Source organism: Hymenobacter jejuensis, from assembly GCF_006337165.1.
Lineage (GTDB): Bacteria > Bacteroidota > Bacteroidia > Cytophagales > Hymenobacteraceae > Hymenobacter > Hymenobacter jejuensis.
On the sequence record NZ_CP040896.1, the window covers coordinates 4,432,306 to 4,454,801 of the forward strand.

Annotated in this window: 18 protein-coding genes; 10 read left to right on the forward strand and 8 right to left on the reverse strand. The window is 59.2% G+C overall.

The genetic code is table 11. From position 1 onward, the window contains the following. Positions 1-2: 2 nt before the first annotated feature. The 6 genes from FHG12_RS18225 to FHG12_RS18250 all read right to left on the reverse strand — a co-directional run bounded on the left by FHG12_RS18225 (position 3) and on the right by FHG12_RS18250 (position 9,240). Positions 3-875 carry a hypothetical protein gene (locus FHG12_RS18225; protein ID WP_139517109.1) on the reverse strand — a complete coding sequence of 291 codons (873 nt, stop codon included), beginning with the start codon at positions 873-875 and terminating at the stop codon, positions 3-5. Continuing rightward, positions 856-1,431 (reverse strand): RNA polymerase sigma factor, encoded by a 576-nt coding sequence (locus FHG12_RS18230; protein WP_139517111.1) that lies wholly within the window; start codon positions 1,429-1,431, stop codon positions 856-858. Before FHG12_RS18230 ends, FHG12_RS18225 begins: the two co-directional genes overlap by 20 nt. 320 nt (positions 1,432-1,751) lie before the next feature. Then, entirely contained in the window at positions 1,752-5,183 is a 3,432-nt protein-coding gene (locus FHG12_RS18235) for a CHAT domain-containing protein (protein WP_139517113.1), read from the reverse strand. A gap of 166 nt (positions 5,184-5,349) precedes the next feature. Then, entirely contained in the window at positions 5,350-8,166 is a 2,817-nt protein-coding gene (locus tag FHG12_RS18240) for a caspase family protein (protein ID WP_165699449.1), read from the reverse strand. Between the two features lie 216 nt (positions 8,167-8,382). After that, the gene (locus FHG12_RS18245; RefSeq protein WP_139517117.1) at positions 8,383-8,751 is read right to left on the reverse strand and encodes a CoA-binding protein; all 369 of its coding nucleotides are present in this window, start codon (positions 8,749-8,751) and stop codon (positions 8,383-8,385) included. Positions 8,752-8,838: 87 nt separating this feature from the next. After that, positions 8,839-9,240 (reverse strand): DoxX family membrane protein, encoded by a 402-nt coding sequence (locus tag FHG12_RS18250; protein ID WP_139517118.1) that lies wholly within the window; start codon positions 9,238-9,240, stop codon positions 8,839-8,841. A gap of 155 nt (positions 9,241-9,395) precedes the next feature. Here FHG12_RS18250 and FHG12_RS18255 point away from each other — a divergent pair, with 155 nt between their 5' ends. Further along, positions 9,396-10,070: an RNA polymerase sigma factor gene (locus FHG12_RS18255; protein ID WP_139517120.1), complete on the forward strand. Its 675-nt coding sequence runs from the start codon at positions 9,396-9,398 to the stop codon at positions 10,068-10,070. 19 nt (positions 10,071-10,089) lie between these two features. On the opposite strand, the gene FHG12_RS18260 is transcribed toward FHG12_RS18255, so the two are convergent. Beyond that, a complete protein-coding gene (locus FHG12_RS18260; protein WP_139517122.1) occupies positions 10,090-11,664 on the reverse strand; it encodes an NAD(P)/FAD-dependent oxidoreductase in 1,575 nt (524 codons plus the stop codon). 229 nt (positions 11,665-11,893) lie between these two features. Between FHG12_RS18260 and FHG12_RS18265 the strand changes: the two genes are divergently transcribed. The 4 genes from FHG12_RS18265 (at position 11,894) to FHG12_RS18280 (ending at position 16,139) form a co-directional block, all read left to right on the forward strand. Beyond that, entirely contained in the window at positions 11,894-13,993 is a 2,100-nt protein-coding gene (locus FHG12_RS18265; protein WP_139517124.1) for a glycoside hydrolase family 97 protein, read from the forward strand. Positions 13,994-14,302: 309 nt separating this feature from the next. Continuing rightward, positions 14,303-14,788, forward strand: a complete 486-nt coding sequence (locus tag FHG12_RS18270; protein ID WP_139517126.1) for a hypothetical protein — start codon at positions 14,303-14,305, stop codon at positions 14,786-14,788. Positions 14,789-15,088: 300 nt separating this feature from the next. Beyond that, a complete protein-coding gene (locus FHG12_RS18275; protein WP_139517128.1) occupies positions 15,089-15,445 on the forward strand; it encodes a hypothetical protein in 357 nt (118 codons plus the stop codon). Positions 15,446-15,707: 262 nt separating this feature from the next. Next, positions 15,708-16,139 carry a hypothetical protein gene (locus FHG12_RS18280; protein WP_139517130.1) on the forward strand — a complete coding sequence of 144 codons (432 nt, stop codon included), beginning with the start codon at positions 15,708-15,710 and terminating at the stop codon, positions 16,137-16,139. A gap of 120 nt (positions 16,140-16,259) precedes the next feature. On the opposite strand, the gene FHG12_RS18285 is transcribed toward FHG12_RS18280, so the two are convergent. Then, a complete protein-coding gene (locus FHG12_RS18285; protein WP_139517132.1) occupies positions 16,260-16,580 on the reverse strand; it encodes a hypothetical protein in 321 nt (106 codons plus the stop codon). A gap of 343 nt (positions 16,581-16,923) precedes the next feature. Here FHG12_RS18285 and FHG12_RS18290 point away from each other — a divergent pair, with 343 nt between their 5' ends. From FHG12_RS18290 to FHG12_RS18310, 5 genes are all read left to right on the forward strand, one after another. After that, positions 16,924-18,216 carry an MFS transporter gene (locus FHG12_RS18290; RefSeq protein ID WP_394348456.1) on the forward strand — a complete coding sequence of 431 codons (1,293 nt, stop codon included), beginning with the start codon at positions 16,924-16,926 and terminating at the stop codon, positions 18,214-18,216. Positions 18,217-18,381: 165 nt separating this feature from the next. Continuing rightward, positions 18,382-19,068 carry a 3-keto-disaccharide hydrolase gene (locus FHG12_RS18295; RefSeq protein WP_139517135.1) on the forward strand — a complete coding sequence of 229 codons (687 nt, stop codon included), beginning with the start codon at positions 18,382-18,384 and terminating at the stop codon, positions 19,066-19,068. Between the two features lie 16 nt (positions 19,069-19,084). After that, positions 19,085-20,827, forward strand: a complete 1,743-nt coding sequence (locus FHG12_RS18300) for a GMC family oxidoreductase (protein ID WP_139517137.1) — start codon at positions 19,085-19,087, stop codon at positions 20,825-20,827. Positions 20,828-20,847: 20 nt separating this feature from the next. Then, complete coding sequence (locus FHG12_RS18305; protein ID WP_139517139.1) at positions 20,848-21,489, forward strand: gluconate 2-dehydrogenase subunit 3 family protein; 642 nt, start codon at positions 20,848-20,850, stop codon at positions 21,487-21,489. Positions 21,490-21,637: 148 nt separating this feature from the next. Then, on the forward strand, positions 21,638-22,462 hold the full coding sequence (locus tag FHG12_RS18310) for an SDR family oxidoreductase (RefSeq protein WP_139517140.1): 825 nt from the start codon (positions 21,638-21,640) through the stop codon (positions 22,460-22,462). Positions 22,463-22,496 lie beyond the last annotated feature (34 nt).

Below are 22,496 nucleotides of genomic sequence, written 5' to 3' on the forward strand. Positions count from 1 at the left end.
GACTAAGGATGGGAGGTGTTGGTCCAGGATTCTACCTGCGCCGTCACGACTTCGGGTAGTTCCACTTTGGGCAGGTTGATCTGCCGGCCGTCGAGGACCGCGTTGCCTACTTTTTTGCCGGCTTTCAGGAGCAGATTCCCCAGGCGGGGCCGGCGGCCCGCATCGTTGGCCGCGTAGGCCGAGGCACCGGGCGTTTTGGCATCACCACGGCGTACTTCCACCACAATCGGGCCGGTTGGCGCGGCCGCAGCAACGAGGGCCGGTGCGGTGGGTTGCGCAGCTTCGGGAGTTGCCGTGGGCTCCACGGCCGGGCGCTCCGGACGCGCTGGCGCGGGGGTGTTCACGGCAACGGCTTGGGCGGGCGCGTTGGTATTCAGTTTCTTAGCAGATGTAGGCCGGGTGGCGCGAGCCAAAGCAACGGAGCGGCGGGCGGCGGGTTGCTGCCCTACAGAGCGGGCCGTGTGTACCGCCGGCGCCAACTCAGAAGGAACAACCGAAGCCGGAGTGGTAGCGGCCAGCGCTTCCGAACCTGCTTCTGATGGGCTAGATGCAGCTTGTGGAGTGGGGGTTGCCTGCGTGTTGGCAGAAGATGTAGAAAGGTTGTCGGGAGTGCTGGTGGGGGCTTGCGCAGCCCGCTTGGTAGTGGCCAAAGTGCCTGTGGATGAGTTGGTTGCAGGGCCACGCAGCAGCAGGCCATAGCTCGCCACGAGCAACAGCGCTATAGCGGCTGCCGCAGCGTAAAGCCATAGTACGGGCCGCTTTTTGGCGGCGGGTTTCAGCTCGGCTTCCAGCTGATCCCAGAGGTAGGCGGGCGGCGTGGGCGCGTGGCCCTGGAGCCGGTCCCGGAACAGCTTATCAATATCTTCCGGTTGCATAATATTCTTTCGGTGAAGAGTTGGAAGCCGACGCGCTTGCGGCGGCCAAACGGCGCTGGAGCATGGCTCGTGCCTTGCTGAGCTGTGATTTGCTGGTCCCTTCCGAGATGCCCAGCAACTCACCGATTTCGGGGTGCGAATAGCCTTCCAGCGCGTACAGGTTGAACACCGTACGGTAGCCAGCGGGCAGTTCGGCCAAGAGCCCCAGCAGGTCCGCTTCGTTTAGCTGCGACTCGGCATCGGCAGCGGTTACGGCTACATCGGCCGAATAGTCGTCGATGGCTAGGTGCAGCGGCTCTTTGCGGCGCAATTGGCCCAGGGCTTCGTTGACCATGATCCGGCGAATCCAGCCTTCGAAGCTGCCTTCGTGCCGGTACTGGTCCAAGGCCCGAAACACCTTCACGAAGCCCATGAGCATGACCTCTTCGGCGTCTTCGCGGTGGCGTAGGTACCGAATGCACACGCCCAGCATCATGCCCGCAAAGCGCTCATAGAGCAGCTTTTGGGCCCGGCTGCTGCCTTGGCGGCAAGCGGCTATGAGATCGGCGTCGGTCACGGTGGCGAAAGTAAAAAGGAACTATAGCAGGCTCTTTGATGGGGTAGATGGGTCTGGTTGCCTGACCGTTGCCTGAAGATCAGAAAAAAGCATAGAGTGGCGCGTGTAATTTTATAAGATATTGATAATCAATAACTTGTGCTTTTACAAATATTTGACTTCTATTCTTCGTAGCCGCCCATTTGCGCTCCGTTAAACGATTGCGATCCGCTGCCGGAAGCGTCAGACTGGGAAAAGGCAATGGCGCCAGGGCACAAAAACGGCTCCTGCACCAGCTACGCATAGCCAGTACAGGAGCCGTAACGGAGCCGAGCAACTTGCTACGACAACGACAATAACACGTCGTTGGCCTGGCCGTAGTGCTGGTAGGCGCCCCACGTCGAGCCGCCGCGGTGTGCGATGCGGTTGCGGCCTTCGGCGATGGCATAGCCCAACGGTCGTGGATTGGCCTCGCCGGTTTCGCCGAGGTGGGAAAGCTCCGTGATTTTGTCGGCGGCCAAGCCCAGCAGGGCCTGGGCGTAGAATTCGGTGGCAAACTCTTCGGCCTGGGCATCGTTGACGGGCCAGCCGGTGCCGAGGTAGTTGCGCACGCCGCGCTCGAAAAAGGCTTCGGCAATGCCGGCCAGGTTGCGGTTCAGTTCTTCGGCCGTCAGGGCCGGGCCTTGGTTGATTTCAGCCGAAAAACAAGCGTTGGCAAACACCAGCCGCGGCACTTGCCGGGCCTGAAAAATTTCGCGCGCCGATAAAAACCGATCTTTCCCAAACACCCAGCCGCCGCACGAGGGGTGGTCGGCGTTGAAAACGCCGTGTCCGGCGAAGTGCACCACGTCGAAGTTGCCGTTGAGAATCAGGGCCAGAATTTCGAGCGGGTCGCACTCGGCGTCGCCGATGCGCTCCACCACGTCGATGTCGAGGCCCGAATACTGCTTGATGCGGCTGAGCATCTGCACCACGGCGCGGCCTTCGCGGCGGGCGCCTGGCAGTTGATATTCGGGCTCGGGAGCAGGGTCGGCAATGATCAGCACGCGCAAATCCTGGTTGCGGGGCGGGGGCAGGCCGGGTCTCGGCGAGAGCATGGTCCGGAACTGGCGCGTGAGCAGCAGCTGCGGTCCGAAGTATTGCGTTCCCGGCCGCCGCTCGTGCGTAAAGCAGGCCATTTCCCAAGGCAAGCCTGCCGTTTCGCGGTCCAGGATAAACGTAAGTGGCTCAGCAAGAAGCTCTTGAAAATCAATGGGAAACAGCGTCGTCGTCAGCAGCTGGCCGTAGGTTTCCTGCTCTTCGCGCGTCACCGAGTCCATGAGCCGCCCCGACAGGCTGTTCGGGAAAAAGGCCTGCACATCCACTTCGCGCACCGGAATTACGGCACCCTTCACCAAGGCCGAAAACCGAAACCGCGAGCCGTCGCGCTCGATGGTAATGCGCGGTCCGGCTTCGTCGGAAGGCAAGTTGATGACGCCTTTGGGCGACGATTTGCCAATGGCATCGGGTGCGGGCGTGGGCGGCGTGGTGAAGTTTTCGGGTTTAAACGTAACATCCAGTCCGTCAATGAGTTTGCTGTGCTCCACGTTTTCCAGAATCACGCTCAGGTCGGCAAATTGCTTTTCATCGCGCGCGATCAGGGTCAGATGCGATACGCGGTTGGCTTCTTTGGCCGGCATTACCTCCGACGGATTCTGCATAGCGTCGCACACCCCTTGCAGCAAGCTCAGCAAGGCCCGCTCTTCGCTCATGGTGCCGGCTTTGGTGCCCAGCACCACGGAGGCAAAGCGCGGGTACCCCAACGACGACACCGCCGTGGCTACGTTGTTCATGAGGTAGCGCAGGTCGTGGTGGGTGAAGCGGCCTTCTTCGCCCATGCTCACCAGCAGCACGGCCTTGGCCTTGAGCTTGCGCTTGTAACGGGCTGGTATAAAGGAGATTTGGCCCAGCTCACCGCCCAGCATGGCGTGGTCGTTGGCTTGGCTGATCCAGTATTCGAGAGCTTCGTCGACTTGGGCGAGGCGGCGCGTGGCCGGCGCCCCCCGGTAGGTGCCCATCACCAGCACCGGCGTGGCTACCTCCGTTACTTTCTGGTAGACCAGCGCCACGGTTAGCGGCCACGGGTTCTGGCTGCGGGTGGTGGGCTGGTCGCGGAGCGAGTCGAGGCGGCGCGTAGGGCACTCTTCGCCGAGGGCAGCCCGCAACAGGGCTTCTTCGGCGGCTTGCTGCTCGGCGATTTCTTCGGGCAGCTTGACGCCCGACTTCACCCGTTTCGCCAGGTTTTCCAGCTTGGTGCCGACCAAGTCTTCGCCGATGGGCCGGTGCCAATAGCCGTCGCGCGCGGTGATGCTGCGCGTAATGACGGGGTGCTGGGGCAAAGCCGAGGTTCGGTTGTGTACCAGCAGCTCGTGTATGGCTTTGATTACCAATCTATTGCTGGGGAGACTGCCGTGGTCTTCGTCGACGTAATACGTCGTAACGTCGGGCAGCAGGCCCAGCGAAAACGGGACGCGGCCGTCGCCTTCGAGGGTTTCGTGGTAGCGAAATTCGCCGGGCGCCACAATGTCGAGCTTATAGAGCGTGCGCCGGTTGCAGCCCGCGATGTACACCATGCGTTCGGGGTCGATGGTGGCGCTGGCGGCGGCTAGTTCGCGGTGAAAATTCTGGGCCTTATCCAGGTGCGAAGCCAGCACCGGAAATTCGCCCCACGTGCCTGACTGGTAAAGCGCTGCCAGTTCGGGCGCGAGCTTTTCGGGGGCCGGCAGCATCTGGTAGGTGGCCTCGAAGGTGTTCAGAATCTTGACCACCTCCGGCAGACTGTTGCGCAGGTCGAGCTTGGCGAGCCACCGCACCAGTTTTTCGGCCCCCGTAAGCACCTGCACCATCGCGTAAGAGCCATAATTAGGGGTGCCCAGCATGATGAGCTTGCCGCCGTCGCCGTCGGGGCCACGCATGGCGTCCCAGAGCTTGGGGTAACGGGCAATAAACAGCCGGGCCACTAGCCCGCCCATCGAATGGGCCACGATGTGCACGGGCCGGTCGGCGAGGCGCCGCTCGATGTAGTGGGCCAGCCGGTCGGCCGCTTCGCCCAAGTCTTTGCGCCAATCGTAGCCAAACGGGTGCATATTCCAGTTGGCTGATAAAGCCAGCAGCGTGCGCGAGTACGTCCGGTGGTCGGGGTCGGTGGCCGCTACCTCGTCGCCCGTTGAGGGAAGCTGCAAACTGCCAATGCCTTCGCCGGCAATGCGCAACAGATTGATCCAGAACGGCTGGGTTTTTCCCCGGTGGGTCAGGCTCAGGCCCGAACCCATGATGCCTGGCAGAAAAATGACGTCGGCCAAGGCCTTGCTGGGGCTGCCTTCGGGGCTGAGGGCCCGGCTGCCGCCGGCCAGCTCGCGCAGGTTGAAAAGCTCCGTTTCGCCGAAATACGCCTGCAAAGCTAGCTCCCTGGGCGAGTAGGGTTCGGCCGGCAGCAGCAGCTCTTTTTGCAGCGCAGCCCAGCTCAGACTGGCAATGCGGGCCACGGCGGCCGGGTCGGCGGTAACGGGCGGGGGCAGGTGCGCCGGCAAGGGCGGCGGCAGGGGCGTTTCCACGGTTACGGCCTGGCTCAGCAGCGCGGGCACGGTAAAGGGCGGATCAGCGGGCGGCGCTCCTACTTCGGCCTTCGCGTCGGGGCGAACGGGTTTGGGCTTGCGTTGCGTGGCCCGCACGCGCCGCCGCGGCAAGGCCGCCTCTTGCGGACCATCGGGGGCTGCGCCATTGCTTTTCGACATAGGAAGACCGGCTTCGTCGGCAGTTACAACGATTTCCAGGCCCGCAACTCATCGCCTTAGCTGGTTGTGGACCTGGAAATCGTCTGGGAATAAATTATAAATAATAATACGAATGAATAATTTATAAAATATTGATTATAAACACGTTATATAAATGGGTAAGAAGTTAGCCGAGCTGCTTTTTGCGCCGTGCGGGTTTCGGAGCTACCACTTTGCTGCTGACGCTGGGCACGGGCTGAAGCAGAGCGTAGCCGGAGGCGTCGTCGGTGCAGTCGAGGGTGGGGTGTTGGCGCGGCTTGGCCCCAAAGGCCCGCGTCACCTGCCGCTGAAACTCCTTGTGCGTGACGCCCGTCGTGGCTTTGCTCAGCAACCGCACGGCCCGGTTGGTAAAGTCGCCGCTGCCGTCGGTTTCATACGCTACTTCAATGGGTTGACAGGCCGTAAATGTAACCACGCGCATATGCGCCCGGCTGCCGTCGGCCGGCGAGGTGAGGCCGTTGTTGGCTAGTGTACGCCGAAAATCTTCGTGCGCCGCTTCCATGTCGCGAGTGGCGCGCATAAACCGAGGCCGCGAGTTGGAGGGAGCCGTGACCACGGGCTCCAGGGTCGCAAACCGGCTGATGGTGCCCGAATGGCAGCAATCCATAAACAACGTCACGTTGACGCCGGTCGGCACGCGACGGAACACTGCCCTCAAGTCGTCGTCGAGCAGGAACGCGCCGGTGGCGTAGTCGTAGGGGCACAGGGCTTCGTCGCGGCCGTCGTCTTCCTCGTCGCCGTCGAGGTCTTTCAGCGTCGTGCCGTGCCCCGAATACTGAATCACGACCACGTCGCCGGGTTTGCTGGTGTTCACCAGTTTGGTGATGCGGTCGAGCATGTTGGCGCGGGTGGCTTCACTGTCCAGCAAGGTGGCCGTCTCGAAGCCAAACTTCTGCAGCGTCTGTACCCAGCTCTGGGCGTCGGCCACGCAGCCGCTGAGCGGCGCCGCCGCATACTCGTCGATGCCGATGCACAGGGCACGCTGGCGGGCATGGCCGTTGCTGCTGGGCAACGGCATGAGCGGCGCCGGTTTAGCAGGCTTTTTCGGCGTGGGCACCTTAGTTTCGGCCTGCACCTGCGCCAGCAGCACCAGCTCTTCGGGCAACTCGACGGGCTCGTGCCACGGATCGACCAGCTCGCGGGTGGTGGGGAAGGGCGCGACGGGTTCTTGGTTGGTAACGCGGCGGAGCACACTTTCCATGGTCGGGGCGTCGTCGTCGAAGCCGCCGTGCGAGGTCGAGGTGCTGGAGCTGCGGTGCGTGGGCTCCAACGTTTTCGACCAGATTACCTCGGCATTGGGGGTGGGAGTGCCGCTGAGGCCGAGCAGCTGCTGGAGTTGGGCGTCGGCGTGCAGCGAGATGTCAAGCCCCAGAATCGGCGTTTCACGGGCCGTTTCGAGGGCGTAGTACAGCAGGTAGAGCAGCGATTTGCGGTAAATCAGCGAGCAGGTATCGGCTAGCTCCAGCGCGTCGCGCATGGTGTACAGCGTCAGGTGTTGGATGCCTTTGCCCACGTGGGCGGCCAGGTGGCGCTTAAATTCATCTACCCGAATGGCCGGCGCCAGCAGGTGCAGCGTGCGGAAAGCGGGCACGCCCAGTTGCAGGGCCACCGGAATAAAATGCGCATGGAAAATAGAGCCGGCGCTGTGTCCGGCCGCGTGCAGCTGCAAGGCGCCCGTCCGGACGTCGTTGCCGTGGGCATCGCAGAAGGCCTTGAGCTTGAGGGCTACGTAGCGGGCGCCACCGTCGGCAGCCGCAGCCCATTCGGCGCTGTCCTTCATGTTTTTCCAGAGCTGGCCCCCGAGCGGCCCCACCGATTTTTCCACGATGCGGTCGGTGAGGTCGGTGATGCCGCGGGCCGCCTCGCGCGAGCCCACGCTCCGGATGATGGCGCCTAAGGTGCCGCACAAGCCGGTTTCCCACACAAAATAGAGCGGGTAGACGTGGTTTTGCAGCCACCATGGAATGTAGCGCAGCGCGCTTTGCAGCCCCGATTTTTCCGATACCAAGCCCCCATGGGCGTACAGCATGATCTGCAGGGGACGGTTGGCGGCTTTGGCTTCCTGCAAGGCCTGCTCCAAGTACCGGTCAAAAATGGCGTCCACGTCCGCGGGGCGCGTGGTGTAGAGGCCGTCGGGCGAGAAGTGGCCCTGGTCGAGGTTGATGACGTGCGGACGCAGGCGGCGCTTCTGTGCTTCCGACAGCGCTTCGCGGAGGGGCGCGTTCCGGCTGGTCGTTGTTTCCGGAGCATCGGTTACGTGGTGCATCTCCTGCCGGCTCATGCCTTCTTCGGCGGGTTCGGCCAGGGCTTCGGCGCCCAGCCGGCGGGTGTGGCTGGCAATGGGCACGCGGCGCAGCAGCTCCAGGGCGCGTTCAATGCGCTCGGAGTCGATCACGGCGCCAAAATTGACGGTGCGGGTGCCCAGCGTCGCCCTGATTTTCTGTACTTCCACCAGCGTATTGGCGTAGCTGATGCTGCTGCCGGGGCAGGTTTTGACCGACATTTGGTTGTGAAAGTGCAGGGCCTCGTTCGGGAGCTTAAACTTGTGCAGCACGTGTGCCACCACGTGCAGGGCCGTGTTGCGCTGGGCCCCGTCGAAGGGGTCGCGGCCTTTGTCGAAGTCGCCGATCATCTCAAACATAAACGGCCCCGCCAGCGAGTTGCCGTTGTGCCCTGAGGAGCTGGCCGGCGCCAGATTCCAGTTGCGGCCCGTCCAGATGGTGCCGTCGGGCGCGATGGTGATGTGCTGGGCAATGTCCGACCAACCGTTGTGCTGGGTGTGGTACTGCCACATCGCCTCAATGCTGGCCAAACCCTGGTACTGCGCCCGGTTGGGGCGCCACGTGTGGTGCATGTGCACGGCGTTGATGTGCCGCGTGAAGGGGAAGCGGTCGAGCACGGCAATGAACTCGGCCAGGGACAGTTGTTTGAAACGGGTAGGCATGGCGGATAACTTATTAAAAATGAGCATTATCCATTCCGGTTCGGGACGGCATTTGGAAGATAAATTGAAAATAGATTAATTAAAATATTGACAAATGAGATCGGCCGTTGGTCGCGCTCAGAACGCTGGAAACGCCGCTGCCCCGGCCGGGCATCACATGATTATGTGATGCCCGGCCGGGGCAGCGGTTCAACAAGTACGGGCAGAAGCTCGGCGCTAGTAGTTGCCTACCGAGAGCATCACCAGCGTGCAGGCTTCTTCGGTGCGAATGCCGCGTTGCTGCGCCAAGCGCTCCAGCTCGTCGTTTTCGGTGCCGGGGTTGAAAATGATGCGCTTGGGGTTCAAATCCAGAATATAGTCGTACCAGGCGGGCTGGTTTTGCGGGCCCACGTACAAGGTCACCGTGTCTACTTCCGATTGTTCGGGTTTGTCGAGGTGAATGTCGAGGCCAGCGACCTGGCCCTTGCGAATGCCCACAGGCACCACGTCGTGGCCGTGGCTTTTGAGCATGTTGACGGCTCTATACGAGTACCGGGCCGGGTTGTCGCTGGCGCCGATCACTACGGTTTTCTTATTTTTTTTCATCGCGAGTGCAAAGTAGAAGGTACTACTCTTTATACGAAACGCGCTCGCGGTGGTCTGGTTCCCTTTGCTTAGCACTATTGCGTGAGGTTAGGAAGGCGCTCCGTTGCTGAGTCGCCCCAACGACCATGCCCCCACGGCCATCACCAAGTCGCGTACGGCTACGTCGTAATGACGGCTGATGAGCAGATTCAGGGCGATGAGCACGAGCCACGCCATCACCACCCAAGCCCCGATGCGGGGCCGAAACAGCACCAGAAGGCCCGCCCCAATCTCGATCACGCCCACCAGCATCATAAACGTGTGGGCCGAAAAAGGGAGGTGCGTGGCTACGCTTGGCGCCAAATACGCCGACCAGTCGGTGAGCAGGTTCGTAAACTTATCGAGGCCGGCCACAATGGGCACCAGGCCATAGGTAATGCGCAGCACCTGCGTAACAGAAGGCGCCGCAACCCGGGAGGAGGAAGCTGGAAGGTGAAGATCGGTTTGCATGGCAGTAAAACGTTGAGTGGTAGTTTGTTGCCATTGGATGCCGAGCCTGCCCGGAGGTTACAGAAAATTCGGGTTTTCAGGTTTTGTAACCAAAGCGCCTACTTGTGCATCCATTGTCTAACTGCTTCGCCAAGAAGTGTTTAACTTCATTCGTCATGCTTCCGCCCATTGCCGCCATGCCCTACGCTCCGCTCCCCGATATTGACGTGATTGGCCGCGTATTAGCCGGCGAAAAGCAACTTTTCGAGCTGCTTATGCGCCGCTACAACCAGCGCCTCTACCGCGCCGGCATTGCAGTGCTAGGCGATGCCGAGGCCGTAGAAGAAGCCATGCAGAATGCCTGGGTGAAGGCCTACGAACACCTGAGCAAGTTTGAAGGCCGCGCCAGTTTTGCCACCTGGCTTACGCGGATTCTACTGAACGAATGCCTGATGGGCCAGCGCCGCCAGCGCCGTTTCGTAGACCTGGATACCGCCCCTGCCCCGGCCGAATTAGCCCAGCCCGACGAGCGTACGCCTCTGCAAGCCGTGCTTAATGACGAGTTGCGCGAGGCGTTGGAAACGGCCGTTTGTGAGCTACCCGCCAAGTACCGGAGCGTGTTTGTGCTGCGCGCCGTGGAAGGCATGAGCGTATCCGAAACGGCTCAGAGCCTGGGGCTTACGGAAATGAACGTGAAAGTGCGCCTGCTGCGGGCCCGCGCCCAGCTACGCGCCCGGCTGGGCAGTTTTGATCCGCACCGTACGTTCGCCTACCTGGGGCACCGCTGCGACCAAATGGTGCACACTGTGTTGGCCCGGCTCAACGAGACGAACGCGTTATCTATTTTGTAAATACTTGATTATTAATTATTTATGAAATAGATAGCGCCGCCATTGCTTCTGCGCAACGCTCCCCGTCCATGGCTGCCGACACAATGCCGCCTGCAAAGCCCGCGCCTTCGCCGCAGGGGAAAAGGCCCGTAATTTCGGGGTGTTGCAGCGTGGCCGGGTCGCGCGGAATGCGCACCGGCGCCGACGTGCGGCTTTCTACCCCCACAATCTGGGCCACGTTGGTGGCATAACCTGGAATTTTGCGGCCGAAATTCTGGAAGCCTTGCCGCAGGCGCTCGGCCAGATTGGCACCCAGCACGTCGTCCATGCGGATGGGGGTGAGGCCGGGTTGGTAGGAGGTTTCCAGCAGCTCGGATGAGAGCTTGTTCTTCAGAAAATCGCCCAACCGCTGAGCTGGAGCCAGCTGCGTATGGCCCGCCAGGGCGCAGGCGCGCTGCTCGATTTCCTGCTGATACCGCAAGCCGGCCAAAGCACCATGCTGCCGTAAGTCCATGTCTTCCAGCTCGATAGCGGCCACAATGCCGGAGTTGGCGTACCGCGAGTCGCGGCGGCTCGGCGACATGCCGTTCACCACGACTTCGCCCTGGGCCGTGGCCGCCGGCACGATGAAGCCGCCAGGGCACATGCAAAACGAAAACACACCGCGCTGCTTGCCTTTCACCTGGGTTTGGTGCACCAGCGCGTAAGAAGCCGCCGGCAGCGGGCCGCGGTCGGTGCGGCGGTACTGGGCTTGGTCGATGAGGGCCTGCGGATGTTCGACGCGCACGCCCAGGGCAAACGGCTTGGCCTCGACGCGCACGCCGCGGCGGTGCAGCAGCTCGTAAATGTCGCGGGCCGAGTGGCCGGTGGCCAGGATAACGGCATCTGCTTCAAGCGCTTCGCCGGTAGCTGTCACGACGCCGCGCAGGCGATTTTTATCCAAGATCAGGTCGGTCACCCGCGTATCAAAATGCACCTCGCCGCCCGCTTGCCGCACCGATTCGCGCAGGGCTGCCACCACGGAGGGCAGCTTGTTGGTGCCGATGTGCGGGTGAGCATCCACCAGAATGTCGGGCGTAGCGCCGTGCTGCACCAGTAGCCGCAGAATGCGCTGAATGTCACCGCGTTTGGTAGAGCGCGTGTACAGCTTGCCATCTGAATACGTACCGGCCCCGCCTTCGCCGAAGCAGTAGTTGGAATCGGGATTGACGAGATGCTCCTTATTTAAAGCAGCCAAATCGCGGCGACGGGTGCGCACATCTTTGCCGCGCTCCACTACTATCGGCTTGATACCCAATTCGATAGCTCGCAACGCTGCAAACAGCCCCGCCGGACCCGCGCCCACAATAAGCACCGTGCGTCGCGCGCCGCTGACATCGGGGTACTGAAACCAGGGGCCGAATAATTCGGCAGGAGGCGGGGTGAGCCACACATCCGCCCGCAGCCGTACGAGCGGTTGCCGGCCGCGGGCATCGATGGAACGGCGGCGCAGGTGCACAAAATCGGCTTCGCCGGGCTGCAAACCCGCAGCATCGAGCAGGGCGCCGTAGCGCGCGTACTCGTCGTAGGCCACTTCCGCCGGAAGCAGCACCTCAATTTCTTTCTTGTCGAGCATAGTGGGTGAAAGGGAGCTAGCCTTCAGACCGAATGGTATTCAGACAACAAAGATAGATGCGGCGTTCCGCATGGTGGCACGCGCTCGTCGGGAAAGAACAAATGAACGTTTTGCTGGGCGCGTCTGAGAACCATACTTAGGGTCAGCAACGGACTAATATGCGCTGCGGGCCTTGTCAACCAAAGCCGGGCGCTTTGCCTACTTTTGCCGCACTCCAATTTCTACCTTAATGAAGCAGTTGCTCATAGCCGCCTTGCTGCTGGCCAGCTTACAAGCCGTAGGCCAGCACGCCCCACTGACGGCCCAGCTAGACCAAGTCGGCTTAACCTTTGCCCTGAACCCCAACGGGCAGCCCACTTATACCTTGCGCTACGGCGCGAAGGTAGTTGTCAAGCCCTCCCGCCTGGGTGTTGCGCTGGCGGATGGCCAAGGCTTTGAGGGCCCGCTGGAAGTGGTAGGCAGCGAAACCAAGGACGTAGACGAAACGTGGCAGCCGGTGTGGGGCGAAGTCAAAACCATTCGCAACCACTATCGGCAGCTCACGGTGCACCTGCGTCAGCCGGCCGCGCCGCGCCGCCTACTCGACGTGGTGTTCCGCGTGTTCGCCGACGGGCTAGGATTTCGCTATGAGTGGCCGCGGCAGGCCAACCTGCAGTACTTCACCGTGACGGCCGAGCATACGGAATTTAACCTGCCCGCCAACCACAAAGCGTTTTGGATTCCGGGCGACTACGATTCCAATGAGTATGCTTATACCACCTCTCGCCTGAGCGAGATCAACACCACGCCCATTGAGGTCATTCAGCTGAAAGCAGCGCCTTACCGCGTGCAAACGCCCCTGATGCTCAAGTCGGATGACGGGCTGTACGTGAACATTCACGAAGCGGCGCTGGTGAATTATCCGGCCATGATGCTCACCGTAGACCCCAAAACCTTTGGCCTAACCAGCGACTTGGTGCCTGCCGTCACGGGGGCCATGGCTTATTTGCAGGCACCCGAGCACACGCCCTGGCGCACCATCGTGGTCAGCGATAAGGCGCCGGAGGTGTTGGCCTCGAAGCTGATCTTGAACCTGAACGAGCCGAGCCAGATTCAGGACCCAAGCTGGATCAAGCCGCAGAAGTTTGTGGGCGTGTGGTGGGAAATGCAGGTGGGACGCGCTTCCTGGAACTACTCGGACTCCAGCAACATCAAGCTGGCCGGCACCGACTGGAGCCGCCTGAAGCCCAACGGCCGCCACGGCGCCACTACGGCCAATGTGAAGCGCTACATCGACTTTGCCGCCCAGCACCACATCCAAGGCGTGTTAGTTGAGGGCTGGAACGTGGGCTGGGAAGATTGGGTAGGCAACTGGAAAGAGGAAGTGTTTGACTTTGTGACGCCCTACCCGGATTTTAACGTGGATGAGTTGCAGCACTACGCGGCCAGCAAAGGCGTGAAAATCATCATGCACCACGAAACCTCCGGCTCCGCGACCAACTACGAGCGGCGCCAGGATGCCGCCTACCGCTTTATGGACGAGCACGGCTACGACGCGGTGAAAACGGGGTACGTGGGCCGCATCATCCCGCGTGGCGAGCACCACGACGGGCAATGGATGGTTAATCATTACGTGCACACGGCGCAAAAAACGGCGGCGAGCCACATCATGGTGGACATGCACGAACCCGTGCGTTCGACTGGCCTGCACCGCACGTATCCTAACTGGCTGGCTTCGGAAGCCGCCCGCGGCAACGAGTTCAACGCCTTCAGCGACGGCAATGCTCCCGAGCACGAAACCATCCTGCCCTTTACGCGCCTGATGGGCGGGCCGATGGACTACACGCCCGGCATTTTCAAGCTCCAAGGCTACGCGGCCAGTGCCCCGAAGCGCCAGGTACATACCACTTTAGCTAAGCAACTGGCCCTGTACGTGACCATGTACAGCCCCTTGCAAATGGCGGCCGACCTACCCGAAAACTACAACCAGCACCTCGACGCTTTCCAATTCATCGAAGACGTGCCCGTGGACTGGGACGACACGCGCATTCTGGCCGCCGAGCCCGGCGATTATATCGTGACCGCCCGCAAGGCCAAGGGCAAGGAGGAGTGGTATTTGGGCGCCATCACCGACGAGCAGGCACGGCAGCAGACGGTGAAGTTAAATTTCCTGACTCCCGGCACCAAGTACGTAGCCACCATCTACGCCGACGCCAAGGACGCCGATTGGCAGAAGAACCCCGCAGCCTATCAAATTCGGCAGCAATCGGTAAACAGCCGCACGGCGCTCAAGCTACAATTGGCCCCCGGCGGCGGTGCAGCCATTAGTTTTAAGCCTGTTGCGAAGTAGCATTATACGGAAAGCAAACCTCACAAGAAAAACATGGGCGCGATGAACCACAACAACCGCCTCGGCTTATTTATAAAAGTAGTTATAAGCGCAGTCTCGGGAAAGTGGTATTTTCAAGCCTCCAGCCCTTTCGCTTCTAAGTGGTAATTTGCCGCCCTTTCCGTCTTTATTCCGGGCTGGCGCCGGCGAAGCCCCGACCACCCGCCCGGTGGACCTTTACTGGCTGCTGGCCGAAACCACGTACGGAGAGTTGCCTAGCTCCCCGGCGGCGTAGGAGCCCCTCCACCACTGTAGCAGCCCTCCCTTCCCATGAAGAAGTCCGTTCTGATCGCCTTGCTTTCCACGGCGCTGTCTCTGCCAGGATTCTCGCAGGCGCGGTATGATACGGCGGCACCGGCCGCCACCAACGTGTATCATAAAGCGTTAACCGAATTTTGCACGTATGTGCAGCAGTACTTTCCGACGGTCAAAGAGATTTGGCTGGAGGAAAACCTACTGCTGCGCCTACCCGCTTCGACGACCATCAATGGCCTGACGCTCGTGTGCGTTTCCCCGGAAGCGCTGCAGCAAAAACTCAAACACCGACCCAAGCGCGTGTATTTAACCAGAGTCGTTCCCTTGCAAGTGGAGGGCAATGAGTTTGTTATCAAGGTTATCCCTTTCGCGGTGCAGAAAACGGGCCGGCAACTTCAGCTAATCAATTCCGGAGCCCTCAGCACGTATTTTCAATACGATTGCGGCGTGCATAAATTCGTGTTTATGGGGTCCAAGGGAGGCTTTTCTACCCTGCAATAATCCTACGCTGATCACCGTCTACGCCAGGGACGGCCCCGTACCCGTGGAGCTGTCTCACAAAACGGACATTTTTGCGCGACACGGAGGTAGGATAGGGACCGATAAGCCCGCCGCTTATCGGTCCCTATGGCGCAGGCGCAGAACCTACAGTTGAAGCAGGAAGCTCCGCGCTAAGACATTCAGCGCGCACACCAAACCAAGTACCAAGGCAGCTGCGACGCCGGGATAAGAGCTTGGAAAGGCAATACCTTGCATCATCCCTCCTGGTACTCTACCGACTCCTTTTGGCCCTTCTATTCCATGCGTACTCAGCCCCCGCAGAACTCCTCTGATTTAGCGCCGCTGGTGTCTTTTTTTGATAGCGACGACATCTTCATCAAGTCCATCCGCTATGAGTCCCCGGCCGGCGTGGAGGGGGGGTGGCTAATTGCGCCGAATGCCCTCGGAACCGTGACCATTGCCTTTGAAGGGTTCGAGGGCATTGCCAACTTGGAACTCACCTTAACGGAAGTGAAGAGCTTGGCTTTCGATTTCGCGTACGAAGTGGATTTCCACGCGAGCCATGACGCCTTCTTGCGAGAGTACACGGTAACCTTGAACGGCCTCGGGCATGGAATACGCTGCAAGGGCCTTTCGTACAGTGTGCAGCCCCGTTAAGCCTTCCCCGCAAAGTACTACCTCTGCCCGTCCGGAGCGGTAGAGGCTAAAATCGGTCCTTTTCCGACATCGGGGATATAACTTCGATTATGTTAAGGAAGGATTCCGCGAAAGAAGCGGCCTCCGAAGGTTTTTATTCTCGCCGTTCTGTCCAATTGCAAAGCAGGGTAACTTGCTTTCAAGTTGAGAGTCTTCAGTATAGTTTCCTGCACACTTTCTGGCCAAAAACTAACCGGGATGCATTCCCATCGCTTTAAGAGATATGAACAAATGGTTAGGCGTACTTGTGGTCCTGATGGGTTTGGTGAGCCGTTTATCCTCAGGCCAGACCCGGGAACTGTCTCAACAACAAGCCATCCACTTAGCAGAAATGTTTATCCAGGAGAACGGCTACACCTCGGCACCAGCCAATCGGGCGAACCTAACATACGAGCTCTTTGATGCTGATGAGAAAGACATCAACACCCTGCTCCAAGCAAGAAGGAACCGTCTTCACCCCAAAGCCTTCTGCATCTCCGACGACCCCGACAACTGGCATGTCGGTTTCTTATCTACCAGCGTGGATCTGTCCAAGCTAACCCCCACCCAACAACAAGCGGACCTATCAGGAAGGGCAGTGATTGTAAACAAACGCAACAAAGAGGTCAAATTGGCGCACAAAGATCCTCGCTTCTCGCTTTACAAGAAGTTGTAATGGCCGGCCATAAAATGGCGCACAAACACCTTGACAGCGAAGACAGCATGTGAGGCGCATTTTCCAGTCCGAGAAGTCCTTTTATGTTTAATAGAGCAACCTATATGCTGGTCGTTGCTGCTACGTCCACAAATACTGACGCACCTTAATTAAGCGGATTAGCATCTGATTATCCTTTTCGTACTGGTTCTTCGTCCAGATCGGGTCTAGCTGCCGTTGCCGTTCTACTTCGCTCCGTTCTTGCCACCATTGATGCAACGCTTCCAGCTCTTGCCTGGCGTGCTGTTTGGCTTCGTTTTCCTCCCATTCAGTCGCCGTAAACAAGTGTTCCTGCTCGATGCAGTTGGTCAACAACTGGAAGCAAGCGTGAAGCATCATCAAGTCGTTATCTACCCAGCGGTCACCAAGGGTGGTGATGGGTAAGAGATTACCAGGCTGCATGAGTTAGTGTGGGTTGCTTTTTTGATAAGGCTTCTAGTTAGACAAAAACTGGAAAGCAGCTAAACTGACAAGGTGACCGGATCCTAGGAAAAGTTGATTAACATAATGCCGCTTCTTGGATCCGCATAGGAAAAGTACCAAGCTATTTCTCTAGGGGCATAATAACGCGAAGTGCTACCTCGCTACTTCTAGTGAACAACCGATGCGCGATTGAGGTACAAGGGCTGATAAAACGCGTTGCTTTTGTGCGCTTCTCCGGTTGCCGTGCTAGCTTACGTTTCCCAACCACTTCTATTTTCCCATGCCGGACCTAACGACCTCAATACGCCCGCCGCAGCGCACGATGGCCTCGCGCATCAAATCCATCTTCAGCGGCTCGGTGGGCAACTTGGTCGAGTGGTACGACTGGTACATTTACTCGGCGTTTGCGCTGTACTTCGCGCCGGCCTTTTTCCCCAAAGGCGACCAAACGGCGCAGCTGCTCAACTCTGCCGCCATCTTTGCAGTGGGATTTCTGATGCGGCCCTTAGGTGGTTGGTTATTAGGGCTTTATGCTGACCGGCACGGCCGTAAGGCAGCCTTGCTGCTATCGGTGCTGCTGATGTGCGCCGGCTCGCTGCTCATTGCGCTCACGCCGGCCTATGCCAGCATTGGCGTGTTTGCGCCGGTGCTGCTGGTCGTGTCGCGGTTGTTGCAGGGGCTAAGCGTAGGCGGCGAATACGGCACCTCCGCTACGTATCTGAGCGAGATGGCCGACCGCAAGAACCGCGGTTTCTTTTCCAGTTTTCAATACGTAACGCTCATTGCGGGGCAACTGCTGGCGCTGGTCGTGCAGCTGGCCTTACAGAAAGTGCTCACCGACGCGCAGCTGCACGAATGGGGCTGGCGCATTCCGTTTGTGATCGGGGCGCTCGCGGCCCTTGTGGCCCTGTACCTGCGGCAGCACATGGAGGAAACGGACGCTTTCGTGAAGCAGGAAGAAACTGAAGTGCCCCAAGGTGAAATTGTTAATAATCAGAAAATCAGCAAGATGCGGGTGCTGCTGCAGTACCCGCGCGAGGTGCTCACGGTGGTGGGCCTGACGCTGGGCGGCACCATCGTTTTCTACACTTTCACGACTTATACCCAAAAATTCCTGGTTAACACGGCCGGTTTCACCAAGGCCGAAGCCACCCTGATTTCCTTCTGGACGCTGGCCGTAGCCATGGTGCTGCAACCGCTCATGGGTGCCATTTCCGACCGCGTGGGCCGGCGGCCGGTGCTGCTGTTTTTTGGAGTAGGGGCCACCCTGGGCACCGTGCCCTTGATGACGCTGCTGGGCCAGACGCACACGAGTTGGGGCGCATTTGGCCTGCTGGTCGTGGCCATGATTATCATGAGCGGCTATACGTCCATCAACGCCGTGGTGAAGGCCGAGCTGTTCCCGACCGAGATCCGGGCGCTGGGCGTGGGCCTGCCGTATGCGCTCACCGTGGCCATCTTTGGCGGAACGGCCGAATACGTAGCGTTACTGGCTAAGGATCAGGGAGTTGAAGCTTGGTTTTATTGGTACGTAACCCTCTGCGCCGTGATTTCCCTGATCGTGTATCTGCGCATGGCCGACACCAAGCACACCTCGCGCATCACCCACGACTGAACAGTAGGCCTCGCCAGCCTTCGCTTTCCTGTTGGGAATCAATATATTGGCGCCTGCCCCGGTCGGCCCGAAGGCGAATGCCTGTACCCCGACCGGCCGGTTCGGCTCGACTCCGCCCTCACCTGAATCCTTCCTACTAAGCCCTAAAACCCATTTATCCAACCTATGAAATTCTCCTTTCTCAATCTGCTGGCAGTGGTGTTGATTAGTCAAAGTGTTCATGGTCAGAGTGTTACCTCGGGGGCGAAACAGCAGTCGTTGTTTGACGGCAAAACCACCAAGGGCTGGCATACCTACCTGAAGCCCAAAGCCGAACCTGCCTGGACGGTTGTGCAGGGCGCGCTGCAACTCAATCCCAAAGCAGAAGGCCAAGGCGATTTGGTAACCTATGGCGAGTACGAAAACTTTGAATTGACCCTGGAGTGGAATATCTCCGCAGGGGGAAACAGCGGGATCATCTTTGGCGTGCACGAAGATCCTGCGTTTCAAGCCACTTACGAAACCGGAGTGGAAATGCAGATTCTGGACGATAAAAGCGCGGAAGACAACAAAAAAGCCACCCACCGGGCCGGCTCGCTGTATGATATGAAGGCCCCAGCCCAAAACGTAGTGAAACCAGCCGGCCAATGGAACTTGGTGAAATTACGCAAGCAAAACGGGCATCTGACTTTCTGGTTGAACGGCGCAAAAGTGGTCGATACGCAGATGGGCAGCGCCGAATGGAAAGCCCTGCTTGAGAACAGCAAATTCAAGACTTGGAAAAACTTTGCCGCCTATCCCAAAGGCCACATCGCGTTGCAGGATCATGGCCACCCGGTATCGTTTCGGAATATAAAAATCGAACTGCTTTAATCTGTTTGCCTGATTTATGAGCGAATTCCAAATTAAGAAAACCGGTACGGTATACGACGCTATCGTGGTGGGTTCGGGCGCCGGGGGCGGCATGGCCGGCTACGTATTGGCGCACGCCGGTTTGAAGGTATTGATGCTGGAAGCCGGGCCTTTTTTCGATCCGGCCAAAGACGCGCACCAATTCAAATTCCCGTATGAGTCGCCGCGCCGCGGGGCCTCCACCAACCGGGCTTTCGGCGATTTCGACGCCGCCTACGGTGGCTGGGAGCTGGAGGGCGAGCCCTACACCACCAAAGACAAAACGGAGTTTAACTGGTTCCGGGCCCGCATGTTGGGCGGCCGCACCAACCACTGGGGGCGCATCTCCCTGCGCATGGGCCCCAACGACTTCAAGAGCCACCACATCGACGGGCTCACCGACGACTGGCCCATTACGTACGAGGAAGTCAAGCCGTATTACGATAAAGTGGACCGCCTGATTGGGATTTACGGGACGGTCGAGGGCTTGGAAAATGAACCGGACGGCATCTTTATGGCGCCGCCCAAACCGCGCCTCAACGAGCTGTTTATCAAGCAAGGAGCTGCTAAGGCGGGCGTGAAGGTAATTCCGGGCCGCGGATCGGTTTTGACCGAAAACTTGCCCAACAACAAAGACCGCGGCACCTGTTTCTATTGCGGGCAATGCGGCCGTAGCTGTAAAATTTACGCCGATTTTTCGTCGTCGTCTTGTCTGGTGATTCCGGCCATGAAAACCGGGAATCTGAAAGTGATCACCAACGCGATGGTGCGCGAGGTGCTGACCGACGCGGAAGGCTTAGCGACCGGCGTATCGTACGTGGACAAAAATGATTTGCAGGAATACCAAGTAAGGGGCAAGCTGGTCGTGCTGGGGGCCAGTGCCGGCGAAACCGCTCGCTTACTACTCAATTCCACTTCCAAAAGCCATCCGAATGGGTTGGCCAACAGCAGCGGCATTGTGGGTAAATACATACACGATTCGACCGGCGCCAGCTTGGGCGGGTTTTTACCGCAGCTACTGGATCGGAAGCGCTACAATGAAGATGGCGCCGGCAGTGTACACATTTATTCGCCCTGGTGGCTGGATAACAAGAAGTTGGACTTCCCCCGCGGCTATCACATCGAATACGGAGGCGGGATGCACATGCCGTCGTATGGGTTTGGCGGCGGCATCCAGAACTTAAACGGTCTGGTGCCCGGCCGCGACGGAAAAATGAAAGACGCCGGCGGCTTTGGTGCTTCGTTAAAAGACGATTACCGGCGCTTTTACGGCACCCAGGTAGGCATGGCGGGCCGCGGAACTGCCATTGCCCGAGAAGATAATTACTGCGAAATCGACCGCGACGTGGTGGATAAATTCGGGATACCCGTCCTGAAGTTTCACTACAAATGGACCGATGCCGAAGTCAAGCAGGCCAAGCACATGCAGGAAACGTTTCAATCGATTATGCATGCGATGGGGGGCATCATCACGTCGAAAATTCAGGGGCCCGAAACCAATTACGGGCTCGAAGCGCCGGGGCGCATTATTCACGAAGTGGGCACGGTCCGGATGGGCGACGACCCCAAAAAATCGGCCCTGAACAAATGGTGCCAGGCCCACGACTGCAAAAACCTGTTTGTGGTCGATGCGTCGCCGTTTGTGCAGCAAGGCGACAAAAACGCGACCTGGACCATCCTGGCGCTCTCCATGCGCACGAGCGAGTACATCCTGGAGCAAAGAAAAAAGCTGAACGTGTAACCCCTGATTGTTACCCACCGATGAAAAGACGCGACTCTCTGAAAGCCATTGGCTTAGCTACCCTTTCGACCGCCTTGCTGGTCGATGCCTGCAAGAACGATTCCCCTAAAACGACCGAGGCTCCGGCCGCTTCCACACCCACGGACGCGGACGCGGGAGTTGCGGGCAGGGAAGCCTTTGAGATAGAGCGAGATAAGAAGCTGCACGCCGAGAAGTTCTTTACTCCGCACGAGATGGCCACGATCACGGTGTTGGCTGATATCATCATTCCCAAAGACGAGAAGTCGGGGAGCGCCTCGGACGCCAAAGTGCCTGACTTTATCGAGTTCATAGTCAAGGATATACCGGAGCACCAGGTACCCATGCGCGGCGGCCTGCGCTGGCTTGATGTGCAGTGCTTAACCCGGTTCAACCGTGCTTTCGTGGATTGCACCCCGCCGCAGCAACTAGAAATGGTAACGGCCATTGCATATCCGCTGAAGGCCACGCGCGAAATGAAGCAGGGCGTAACGTTTTTTAATCGGATGCGCGATTTGACCGCTTCCGGCTTCTTTACCAGCAAAATGGGCATCGCCGATCTTGGCTACGTCGGTAATTCACCGAACAAATGGACCGGCGTGCCCGAAGACGTACTCAAGCAATACGGCATGGAACACGTGTAACCCGACACGTGCCGCGTGGCGCAATAGTCAATGCCGGATTTGAAAAATCAGAAGAATTGGACCAAGATGAAGTATTGACCGCGGTGGTGCGTCTTTGTTAGAGCCGAGTCTACATCGCTCGGTACTACTTCATTTTCAGCTTATTCTCATGGCTAAAACCGTTTTCATCACCGGCACTTCTACGGGCATCGGCGCGGCGTGCGTGCGCCTTTTTGCCCAGCACGGCTGGCAGGTAGCCGCCACCATGCGCAACCCCGCCGACGCGAAATTCGACGACCTGCCTAGTGTGCGCGTGTACGCGCTCGACGTAACTGATGGCGCGGCCGTAACCCGCGTAATAGCGCAGGCCCACCAGGATTTCGGCAGTCTCGATGTGCTCGTAAACAACGCCGGCTACGGCCTGGTTGGGCCCTTCGAGGCGGCTACTGATGCGCAGATTCAGACGCAGTTTGCGACCAACGTTTTCGGGGTGTTTGCGGTCACGCGGGCCGCGTTGCCGTTTATGCGGGCGCAAAAATCAGGTGTTATCATCAACATCACATCGGTAGGCGGGCGCACGGCATTTCCGATGAATTCGCTGTACCACGCCACCAAATTCGGGCTCGACGGCTTCTCGGAGTCGCTGTGGTTTGAGCTGGCACCGTTCGGCATTCAGGTGAAAGTAGTGGCTCCCGGAGGCGTAGCCACCGATTTTGCCACCCGCTCGCTCCAAATGACCATCGACCCCGCCGACGACTCCAACCCCTACGCCGGGCAGGTACGCAGCGTGCTCAATGCCTTCAGCAGCCGCAGCGGCAATGCTTCCACCGCCGAGCAGATCGCCGAAGTAATCTACACCGCCGCCACCGACGGCTCGAGCCAATTGCGCTACATCGCCGGTGCCGATGCGCAACAGGTGCTGGGCGCCAAAGCCAACATGACCGACGAAGCGTATCTGGCGATGACGCAGAAGAATTTCGGCTTGGCGGAATGACCTTACCCCATTCGAGCTCCACAAAAAAGCCCCG

Excerpts from the sequence above, each read along its gene's own strand:
- FHG12_RS18310 (WP_139517140.1), top strand. The coding sequence starts at position 21,638 with ATGGCTAAAACCGTTTTCATCACCGGCACTTCTACGGGCATCGGCGCG.
- FHG12_RS18245 (WP_139517117.1), bottom strand. The coding sequence starts at position 8,751 with ATGAAAAAAAATAAGAAAACCGTAGTGATCGGCGCCAGCGACAACCCG.
- FHG12_RS18225 (WP_139517109.1), bottom strand. The coding sequence starts at position 875 with ATGCAACCGGAAGATATTGATAAGCTGTTCCGGGACCGGCTCCAGGGC.
- FHG12_RS18300 (WP_139517137.1), top strand. The coding sequence starts at position 19,085 with ATGAGCGAATTCCAAATTAAGAAAACCGGTACGGTATACGACGCTATC.
- FHG12_RS18255 (WP_139517120.1), top strand. The coding sequence starts at position 9,396 with ATGCTTCCGCCCATTGCCGCCATGCCCTACGCTCCGCTCCCCGATATT.
- FHG12_RS18270 (WP_139517126.1), top strand. The coding sequence starts at position 14,303 with ATGAAGAAGTCCGTTCTGATCGCCTTGCTTTCCACGGCGCTGTCTCTG.
- FHG12_RS18265 (WP_139517124.1), top strand. The coding sequence starts at position 11,894 with ATGAAGCAGTTGCTCATAGCCGCCTTGCTGCTGGCCAGCTTACAAGCC.
- FHG12_RS18285 (WP_139517132.1), bottom strand. The coding sequence starts at position 16,580 with ATGCAGCCTGGTAATCTCTTACCCATCACCACCCTTGGTGACCGCTGG.
- FHG12_RS18260 (WP_139517122.1), bottom strand. The coding sequence starts at position 11,664 with ATGCTCGACAAGAAAGAAATTGAGGTGCTGCTTCCGGCGGAAGTGGCC.
- FHG12_RS18240 (WP_165699449.1), bottom strand. The coding sequence starts at position 8,166 with ATGCCTACCCGTTTCAAACAACTGTCCCTGGCCGAGTTCATTGCCGTG.
- FHG12_RS18305 (WP_139517139.1), top strand. The coding sequence starts at position 20,848 with ATGAAAAGACGCGACTCTCTGAAAGCCATTGGCTTAGCTACCCTTTCG.
- FHG12_RS18235 (WP_139517113.1), bottom strand. The coding sequence starts at position 5,183 with ATGTCGAAAAGCAATGGCGCAGCCCCCGATGGTCCGCAAGAGGCGGCC.
- FHG12_RS18290 (WP_394348456.1), top strand. The coding sequence starts at position 16,924 with ATGGCCTCGCGCATCAAATCCATCTTCAGCGGCTCGGTGGGCAACTTG.
- FHG12_RS18280 (WP_139517130.1), top strand. The coding sequence starts at position 15,708 with ATGAACAAATGGTTAGGCGTACTTGTGGTCCTGATGGGTTTGGTGAGC.
- FHG12_RS18295 (WP_139517135.1), top strand. The coding sequence starts at position 18,382 with ATGAAATTCTCCTTTCTCAATCTGCTGGCAGTGGTGTTGATTAGTCAA.
- FHG12_RS18275 (WP_139517128.1), top strand. The coding sequence starts at position 15,089 with ATGCGTACTCAGCCCCCGCAGAACTCCTCTGATTTAGCGCCGCTGGTG.
- FHG12_RS18250 (WP_139517118.1), bottom strand. The coding sequence starts at position 9,240 with ATGCAAACCGATCTTCACCTTCCAGCTTCCTCCTCCCGGGTTGCGGCG.